Below are 8309 nucleotides of genomic sequence, written 5' to 3'. Positions count from 1 at the left end.
TCCCCTGACACCTTGCCCTGCACCACTACCTGCGCACCGATATCGGTCTGCGGCTTAAGCAGCACCGGGTTCATGTGGATGGAGGGCGCAACGCCACAGGCGATCGCCTGCAGCCATTGGGCGCGGCCGATCTCACCGCCGAGTTTTTCGCCCGGAATATCGGCAACGGCGGCGTTGTTCGACATGTTCTGCGGTTTGAACGGCCGCACCTGCAGCCCGCGTTTCCTGGCCGCGCGGCAGAGGCCCGCGACCAGCACTGTTTTGCCGACATCGGAGCCCGTGCCTTGCAGCATGATCGCCTTGGCCATCAGTCCTTGCCCTGTACCGTCGTTCCGGTGATCGTGGATTTTGCCGCCAGCGGCCCGCCACGCCAGATGTAGAGCGCCAGTAGCGGCTCCTTGCCGGTGCGCATGGCGTGGCTGACATCAGAGGCGTGGTGGATCACCTCACCCGCCTCGCGCGTGCGAAAACCACCTTCGCCCATGCGCCATTCGGTGCCGCCGGTCAACGGAATGTAGATCTCCTCGGCGACATGATGATGGTCGGGATAGACGACATCAGGTCCAAGGATCAGCAGCCCGGCCGCGACCTCGTCGTTGACGAAATGGCCGCGCGTGCCGAATACCTCCAGCCAGCCGTAATTGTCGATGAAACCCTTGCCGAAATCCGCCTCGCTGTAGGTCTGCCCCCAGCGCAGTTCGCCGCGACGCTCCGCAAGCAGCCGCGCCAGCGGCTTGGCGTTTGCCGGAGCGAGCTCGGCGATACGGTCGAGCTGGCGCAGGCAGGCGAGCGGATGCGGCTCGAGCCGACGCGCCGGCATGGCCCAGCCGATCCGGGCCACGGCATCGCGCACCAGCGTATCATCGAACCTTTCGAGATAGGCATGGAAACACTCGAGCAGTTCATCGAAATCTGTCGTCACGCCTCGCTCCACACACGCATTCGCGCACGGCGCTCCCAGATGGTTGGATGCAGACGGTCAGCTTGCGCGGCGGCATCATTGGTCTAGATTGAACCGCGCGCAAAGCCAAAAACGACAGGCCAGCCGGCCGACAACATCAGGGAGCACGCCATGGACGCCGCTGTCGATGCGGGCACCAGCCAGTTCGAACTCAACGAGGACCAGCGCGCCATCCAGGAGATGGCCGAGGCCTTCGCCGCCGACCGCGTCGCGCCGAACGCGCTCGACTGGGACCGCAACAAGCATTTTCCGGCAGACGTGATCCGCGAGACAGGCCCGCTCGGTCTCGGCGGCATCTATATCAGCGACGATGTCGGCGGCTCGGCGCTCGGTCGGCTCGACGCCGTGCTGATCTTCGAGGCGCTTTCGCGCGCCGATCCGGCTTTTTCCTCCTTCATCTCGATCCACAATATGGTGGCCTCGATGATCGACCGCTTCGGCAGTAACGAGCAGCGCCAACGCTTCCTGCCGAAGCTGACTTCGATGGAATGGCTGGCCAGCTATTGCCTGACCGAGCCAGGCTCGGGATCGGATGCTGCGGCGCTGAAGACGCGCGCGGTGAAAAGCGGCGGCGACTATGTGCTGAACGGCGTCAAGCAGTTCATCTCAGGCGCCGGTGACAGCGACCTCTATATCGTCATGGCGCGCACCGGCGCCGACGGGCCGAAGGGCATTTCCACGTTCGTCGTGCCGAAGGATGCGTCCGGCCTGTCTTTTGGCGCCAACGAGCACAAGATGGGCTGGCACATGCAGTCGACGCGCCAGGTCATCTTCGAGGACTGCAAGGTGCCGGCGCAAAACCTGCTCTCAGTCGAAGGCGCCGGCTTCGGCATCGCCATGGCCGGACTCGACGGCGGTCGGCTCAACATCGCCGCCTGTTCGCTGGGCGGCGCGCAATCGGCGCTCGACAAGGCACTGGCCTACACCGCGGAGCGTAAGGCCTTCGGCTCCAAGATCAACCAGTTCCAGGCGCTGCAGTTCAAGCTCGCCGACATGGAGACCGAGCTGCAGGCGGCACGGATTTTCCTCTACGCCGCCGCCTCGAAGCTCGACCGCAAAGCTCCCGATGCCTCGAAATGGTCGGCGATGGCCAAGCGCTTCGTCACCGACATCGGCTTCAATGTCGCCAACGACGCGCTGCAACTGCATGGCGGCTACGGCTATTTGCACGACTACGGCATCGAGAAGCTGGTCCGCGATTTGCGCGTTCACCAGATTCTCGAAGGCACCAACGAGATCATGCGCGTCATCATCGCACGCGCCCTGATCGGCCGCTGACGGCAAACCGGGAGAAAACGATGACCACCATCGCCTTCATCGGCCTCGGCAATATGGGCAACCCGATGGCCGCCAATCTCGTCAAGGCTGGATATGCCGTGCACGGCTTCGACCTGATGCCGGAGAATCTCGTCATCGCCAAGGAGCATGGCGTCGTCGTCATGGCCAATGCCGTTGCCGCAGTGAAAGAGGCCGATGTGGTCATCAGCATGCTGCCGGCCGGCAGGCATGTCCTGTCGGTCTATGAGGACATCGCGCCCAAGGCGAAAAAAGGCGCGCTGTTCATCGATTCCTCGACCATCGACGTCGAATCGGCACGAAAAGCCCACGCCACTGCCGCCAAACATAAGCTGCTGTCGATCGACGCGCCGGTTTCCGGCGGCACCGGCGGCGCCGCAGCCGGCACGCTGACCTTCATGGCCGGTGGCTCGAAGAACGCATTCGCCAAGGCCGAACCCATCCTGAAGCCGATGGCCGGCCGCATCGTCCATTGCGGCGATGACGGCGCCGGACAGGCGGCAAAGATCTGCAACAACATGATCCTCGGCATTTCGATGATCGGCGTCGCCGAAGCCTTCGTTCTGGCGGAAAAGCTCGGCCTGTCGCATCAGGCGCTGTTCGACGTCGCCTCGAACTCGTCGGGCCAGTGCTGGTCGCTGACCACCTATTGCCCGGTGCCCGGTCCGGTGCCGACATCGCCGGCCAACAATGGCTACAGGCCGGGATTTGCCGCAGCACTGATGCTGAAGGACCTGAAACTGTCGCAGGAAGCCGCGCAAAGCGCCGGTGCGGTGACGCCGCTGGGCGCCGAGGCCGCCCAGCTTTATGCGCTGTTCAACGCCCAGGGACATGCCGGTGCCGATTTTTCCGGCATCATAAATTTCCTGCGCGGTACCCCAGCGTAATGCATGTCGCCCAAGAGCTTGCGCTCGGGCTTGACCGTCCCTTCAGACGCGACGCGCTTAAGCCTCGAACTCGACGGGCTTTTCCGTTCCCGGCAAAGAGAAACATCGGAAATTTAGATTTGCTTAAACTATCGATAACCACCCGGTAACGATGTCCCTGTAGAACGGAGTGCGAGGCGGCATATCGCATCCGCCCGGCGCTCCGGATCAGGTCTCGCGTACCGGAGCCCGTAAGTTTCGCAAGTGTTCTGTTGGCGAAGCGCCATGCGTATCTGGCAAAGCCGCGTTCCCGATGGAGCGCGGTTTTTGCGTTTCAGAACGGCACCACGCAAGAGCTGGCACAGATGTGGAAAGGGCCGCTGATCCGGCCCTTCGATAGTGCAAGTCATGACCCTGTACGGCCAATTGGACTATGCGAGCCTCTTCTCAAGTTGCTCCACCCAATCGAGTTGCGACCAGTTTGTCGTCCATCATCATCGGGATGATTGCCAGCTTCTTTTCTTCCAGGAATTCCAGATCGGCGCTGCCTTGATTGAGGTCCATCAGCTGCTCGACTTTTCCATCCGGATGAATGCGAAAGAGCGCCCCTGCGACCCAATCCGTAACAAGCCAATTTCCTGCTCCGTCCGGTTCTAGACCATCTAGATTTCCAACAGGCTCGCCGGACCCGATGTCAGAGATAGCCTTCGTGTTCAGGTCGATCGCGATCAGATGGCCGGGTGACTTGGACGAAAAATCCGGCTGGATATCGCGCCCCCAGCCGGCGACGAGGAGGCGACCATCTTCGACGCGCAGACCGTTCGGATGCAGGAGATCCTCGCTCTCCAGCCAGACGGTGAGAGCATCATTGTCCAGAACATAAATCCTGTTCGCCAGCATGTCGGAAACAAAGACGCGACCCGCCTCGTCGACGGCGGGATCATTGAGGAACTGAGCGCCTTCTGCGGGCCATGTTCCGGTGATCTGACCGCTCTCGACGTTGACGGCCATAAGCCGATCGATGTCGGTGACGAAAAGCGTATCGCCTTGCATCACCAATCCCTTGGGCGCATTAAACCCGGTCACCCATTCGGCTGCCTGCAACTTTCCGTCAGGCGAAACTTTCGAAAGGTATCCGACCCCATCCTTGCCGGCGGGCTCGCCAACAATGTTGGAAACGTAGAAGACGTTCCGCTTGGTGTCGAAAAGTACGCTCTCGGGGGCCTTTAAGCCGTCAAGCGACCAGACCTCCTCCGCTGTCGCGGGTGACCCTGCCACTCCTAGTAGTAGAATAAAAAATAGAACTGACTGAATCCTGATCATGATAGCCTCCCTATGTTGTTTTTTGACCTATTATGTAAAGCGCAACCGCAAATTGAACAGGCGATATTGAAAAGCTTACGGTTGACGCTTCAATTGCTCTGACAAGTTCGTCTATAAGCAATTTCTGCTTAGCCTCGGCAACTTTACAATTCCCCAGATGAATGGCAGTTCCAACGTCAACTGTTCTTGGAGCCGTACTGCGGATGAAAAGCACTCCGCACATCCCGTGACGCTGTACTCGGGCGGCCCGCGAGAGGCTGGTGTTCGAAAACGACGCCTAAGCGAGTCAAATCGAAACACCAGCCTGTCGCCTTGCGCGGAGGGCCGATGCGGTCCGCCGAAGGCATCATCGGCTCGAGGCTCGGATCGTCGATATTGCCGAAATTGCGCAAGCCATACTGTACGGCCGGGGATGTGCAGGGGCTGCCCCCTTAATCAATTTCATTACAAGCTGCCCTTTACACAGCCTGGATGGGCTCTATCTGCATCTTGAGTCCAAATACTGGAGGACAGCACGATGAAGCACGTTCTCGCATTGGCACTCTTCATCGGCGCCGGATCGCTGTTTGCCACGGCAGCCTATGCCGAACCGCCGGATCATGCCCGCAACGATGACGCAAGCCTCCATCCCGGCCATCAAGGGCACCTGTCGAGCGGCCGCCAATACCCAGGAAGACCTGCCACTGAGTTCCACGAGAGCCTAGAGGCGGAAGGAGAGCCGAGCTTTCCGACCGGTCCGGGTGGGTGGGCCGAGCAACAGAGCGACGGCGCTAACGCCCAGCGTAGCAGCACCGACGCTACGGCCGATGGCAGGTAAACACAGGTCCTGACGGACAAGGTAAATCGCGGCGACGGACGAAGCGATCGCCTCGTAGCAGCTCTTGGCGAGCGGCTCCTCCAAGGTGTAGGAGACCTGCCGCGCTCACGACCGATCCTCGCCCTGGCGAGATCTTCGTTCTATCTTACCGCTCGCGCAAATCCGCTTGCGCCAGATCAAGCGCCTTGGCGATGCGGTCGCAGGCCATGTCGATCGTCTCACGCGTCCAGATCAGCGGCGGAGACAGGATCATCGTATCGCCGGTGGCGCGCAGCATCATGCCCTGGGCAATTGCGTGGTCGCGGACAAGCACGGCCGCGCTTCCGGCCGGCAGGAAGCGCTCCTTGGTCGCCCTGTCCCTAACGATTTCGATTCCCCCCATCAGCCCGATCGAGCGCACTTCGCCGACCAGATCGTGACCGCCAATGTGCTCCTGCAGCGCCTTGGCGAAATAGGGTCCGGTGTCGTTCTTGACCCGATCGACCAGACCTTCACGCTCCATGATCTCGAGGTTCTTCAGTGCCACGGCGCAGGCCACAGGGTGCCCGGAGTAAGTGTAACCGTGGTTGAACTCGCCGCCCTTCTCGACCAGCGTCGCGGCGATGCGGTCACCGACCAGGAGCGCCGACAGCGGCTGATAGCCGGAGGTCAGCGCCTTGGCGGTGGTGATGGTATCTGGCTTGATGTCGAAGGTCTGAGCTGCGAACCACTCGCCCGTTCGACCATAGCCGGTGATGACTTCGTCCAGCATCAGGAGGATATCGTATTTGCGGCAGATGCGCTGCACTTCCGGCCAATAGCTCATCGGCGGTATCTTCACGCCGCCTGCCCCCATCACCGGCTCGCCGATAAAGGCGGCGACCTTGTCGGCGCCGGCTTCGAGGATGGCATCCTCGACGGCCTTGGCCGCGCGCAGGCCGAAATCATGGTCGCTTTCGCCGGGCAGAGCCAGCTCATAAGCATAAGGCATCATCACATGGACGATGTTTGGAACCGCGCCGTTGAGCTGTTTGTGCATCGGCTCCATGCCGCCCAGCGAGGTGCCGGCGATGGTCGAGCCGTGATAGGCCGTCTTGCGCGAGATGATGCAGTTCTTCTCCGGCTTGCCTTCCAGCGCCCAATAGTGGCGGACCAGCCGCAGTGCCGTATCATTGGCCTCCGAGCCGGACGAGCCGTAGATGACCTGATTGACGTGCTTCGGCGCCAGTTCCGCCAGCTTTTTGGCCAGCAGCACCGGCGTCGGGGTCGAGCATTTGAAGAAGGAATTGTAGTAGGGAAGTTCCTTCATCTGGGCGTAAGCTGCGTCGGCCAGTTCATCGCGGCCGTAACCGACATTAACGCACCACAGCCCGGCCATGCCGTCGAGGATTTCCGTCCCTTCGGAATCGTAGATGAACGGCCCGTTGGCGTGGGTGATGATGCGTGAGCCGGCCTCGCGCATCTCCTTGTGATCGGTGAACGGATGAAGGTGATGCGCAGCATCGATCTGCTGAAGCTGCTTCAGCGAATAATTCTGATACGTCATGTCTGATCTTTCCTCTTGAACCAATCCGGCAATTTGTTGCCGGGGCGGATTCGCTAGGGGAAAGTGGGCGGCGAATAGCCGATGCGGGCGCAAAGCCGCAAAAGCTCGGCGCGAAGCGTGCGCGGCGACGGCGTCACCGCCATCCCAAATGCGCGAAATGTCTTCATCCGAGCCATGCAGCACCTTAGGCGGTCTGATGCGATCAGTTCAAGCCGTTCCGTTCAGCGCCCGTTGCAGGAAGACATACTTCATCGCCGCCTGTGCCGCTTGCGGCCGGCGATCACCGCGCCCGCCATGGCCACCTTCGGTTTCTTCGAAGAATAGTGTCTTGGTGTGGCCGGCAGCCTGCAGCCGCCCGGCCATCTTGCGCGCATGGCCGGGATGGACGCGGTCGTCGGCCGTCGATGTGGTCAGCAACACCGGCGGATAGGCGGCATCGGTCTCGACATGTTGATAAGGCGAATAAGCCGCAAGCCACTCGGCTTCTTCAGGCTTCGCTGGATCGCCATACTCGGCCATCCAGGATGCCCCAGGCGGCAGCTCGGTATAGCGCAGCATGTCGAGCAGCGGCATATCGATGATCACCGCACCGAAAAGCTCCGGATGCTGGGTCAGCGAAACGCCGGTCAGCAGGCCGCCATTTGAGCCGCCCTGGATGCCGAGCGTCGCCGGCGTGGCGATGCCGCGTTTCACCAGGTCTTGCGCAACCGCTATAAAATCGTCGAAGGCATTCTGGCGATTGGCCTTGAGCGCGGCCTGGTGCCAGTTCGGGCCGAACTCGCCGCCGCCGCGGATATTGGCCTGCACATAGGCATTGCCTTTTTCCAGCCACAGCCGGCCGCGCACGCCGGCATAGCCTGGCAACAGCGGCACTTCGAAGCCGCCATAGCCGTAAAGCAGCGTCGGCACCGGCCCATTCTGATCACGTCGCCTGACGACGAAGTAAGGAATCATGGTGCCGTCTTTCGAGCGCGCCTCGAACTGTTCCGAGACCAGGGACGACGCGTCGAAGCGCGCCGGCTGCGATTTCACCGTTGCCAGCGTGGCAGCATTGTCGTCCGACCAGATGATCGAGCTCGGCGTCAGGAAGTCGGTGAAGGAGAAGGAGACGCTGGAGCCGAAACGCTCGGCGTGGCTGATGCGGACATTGCCGTTTTCGGGCAGCGCCACCGGCTGCAGCGACCAGCCGCTGTCGCCGCGTTGGCAGGCGACGACCTTGCCGCGCACATTGTCCATCAGGTTGATGAACAGCCGGTCCTGCGTGCGGGCGATCCCGGCGATCGAGACACGATCCGCCTGCTCGAGGACGGTATCGACGGGTCCGAGCGCATTGGTCTCCATCCAGCGGGCGAAGTCCAGCGAATAGAGGCCGTCGGGTCGGCATCGCGTGCCGCCCGGCGCCGACCATGGGCTGCGCACCCCGAAGACGAGCTGATCCTTGAACAGCATCGTGTCGGTGACGTCGTCCGGCAGCGGGATACGCCTGTTTTCGCCGGAAGGCAGACGCAGAAAGCTGTGCGA

The 8309-nt window shown here is 61.6% G+C and carries 9 protein-coding genes; 3 read left to right on the top strand and 6 right to left on the bottom strand.

Annotated elements, in window-relative coordinates:
* Together EOA86_RS12825 and EOA86_RS12820 are read right to left on the bottom strand one after the other, a co-directional pair.
* Positions 1–308 (bottom strand): AAA family ATPase (locus tag EOA86_RS12825; RefSeq protein WP_164891715.1); only part of this gene is annotated, 308 nt, incomplete at its 3' end.
* Positions 308–922: a dimethylsulfonioproprionate lyase family protein gene (locus EOA86_RS12820; protein WP_127209704.1), complete on the bottom strand. Its 615-nt coding sequence runs from the start codon at positions 920–922 to the stop codon at positions 308–310. The genes EOA86_RS12825 and EOA86_RS12820, both read right to left, overlap by 1 nt.
* 150 nt (positions 923–1072) lie before the next feature.
* On the opposite strand from EOA86_RS12820, the gene EOA86_RS12815 reads away from it, so the two are divergent.
* Together EOA86_RS12815 and mmsB are read left to right on the top strand one after the other, a co-directional pair.
* Complete coding sequence (locus EOA86_RS12815; protein WP_128341982.1) at positions 1073–2239, top strand: isobutyryl-CoA dehydrogenase; 1167 nt, start codon at positions 1073–1075, stop codon at positions 2237–2239.
* Between the two features lie 20 nt (positions 2240–2259).
* Complete coding sequence (gene mmsB / locus EOA86_RS12810; protein ID WP_128341980.1) at positions 2260–3144, top strand: 3-hydroxyisobutyrate dehydrogenase; 885 nt, start codon at positions 2260–2262, stop codon at positions 3142–3144.
* A gap of 426 nt (positions 3145–3570) precedes the next feature.
* Here the strand turns inward: mmsB and EOA86_RS12805 are convergent, their stop codons facing one another.
* Positions 3571–4446 carry an SMP-30/gluconolactonase/LRE family protein gene (locus EOA86_RS12805; RefSeq protein ID WP_128341978.1) on the bottom strand — a complete coding sequence of 292 codons (876 nt, stop codon included), beginning with the start codon at positions 4444–4446 and terminating at the stop codon, positions 3571–3573.
* A gap of 517 nt (positions 4447–4963) precedes the next feature.
* Between EOA86_RS12805 and EOA86_RS12800 the strand changes: the two genes are divergently transcribed.
* Complete coding sequence (locus tag EOA86_RS12800; protein WP_127212378.1) at positions 4964–5263, top strand: hypothetical protein; 300 nt, start codon at positions 4964–4966, stop codon at positions 5261–5263.
* Positions 5264–5408: 145 nt separating this feature from the next.
* Here the strand turns inward: EOA86_RS12800 and EOA86_RS12795 are convergent, their stop codons facing one another.
* The 3 genes from EOA86_RS12795 to EOA86_RS12785 all read right to left on the bottom strand — a co-directional run.
* Positions 5409–6788 carry an aspartate aminotransferase family protein gene (locus tag EOA86_RS12795; protein WP_128341977.1) on the bottom strand — a complete coding sequence of 460 codons (1380 nt, stop codon included), beginning with the start codon at positions 6786–6788 and terminating at the stop codon, positions 5409–5411.
* A 53-nt stretch (positions 6789–6841) separates the two neighbouring features.
* Positions 6842–6955, bottom strand: a complete 114-nt coding sequence (locus EOA86_RS12790) for a capsid protein (RefSeq protein WP_245316547.1) — start codon at positions 6953–6955, stop codon at positions 6842–6844.
* Positions 6956–6995: 40 nt separating this feature from the next.
* Positions 6996–8309 (bottom strand): prolyl oligopeptidase family serine peptidase (locus EOA86_RS12785; RefSeq protein WP_164891714.1); only part of this gene is annotated, 1314 nt, incomplete at its 5' end.

The sequence above is a fragment of the Mesorhizobium sp. M5C.F.Ca.IN.020.32.2.1 genome (assembly GCF_004023105.1).
In the GTDB taxonomy this organism is placed as follows: Bacteria; Pseudomonadota; Alphaproteobacteria; order Rhizobiales; family Rhizobiaceae; genus Mesorhizobium; species Mesorhizobium wenxiniae.
The sequence above is the reverse complement of the archived record's forward strand: the minus strand, read 5'-3'. Positions and strand labels throughout refer to the sequence as shown.

Excerpts from the sequence above, each read along its gene's own strand:
- mmsB (WP_128341980.1), top strand. The coding sequence starts at position 2,260 with ATGACCACCATCGCCTTCATCGGCCTCGGCAATATGGGCAACCCGATG.
- EOA86_RS12815 (WP_128341982.1), top strand. The coding sequence starts at position 1,073 with ATGGACGCCGCTGTCGATGCGGGCACCAGCCAGTTCGAACTCAACGAG.
- EOA86_RS12800 (WP_127212378.1), top strand. The coding sequence starts at position 4,964 with ATGAAGCACGTTCTCGCATTGGCACTCTTCATCGGCGCCGGATCGCTG.
- EOA86_RS12795 (WP_128341977.1), bottom strand. The coding sequence starts at position 6,788 with ATGACGTATCAGAATTATTCGCTGAAGCAGCTTCAGCAGATCGATGCT.
- EOA86_RS12790 (WP_245316547.1), bottom strand. The coding sequence starts at position 6,955 with ATGAAGACATTTCGCGCATTTGGGATGGCGGTGACGCCGTCGCCGCGC.
- EOA86_RS12805 (WP_128341978.1), bottom strand. The coding sequence starts at position 4,446 with ATGATCAGGATTCAGTCAGTTCTATTTTTTATTCTACTACTAGGAGTG.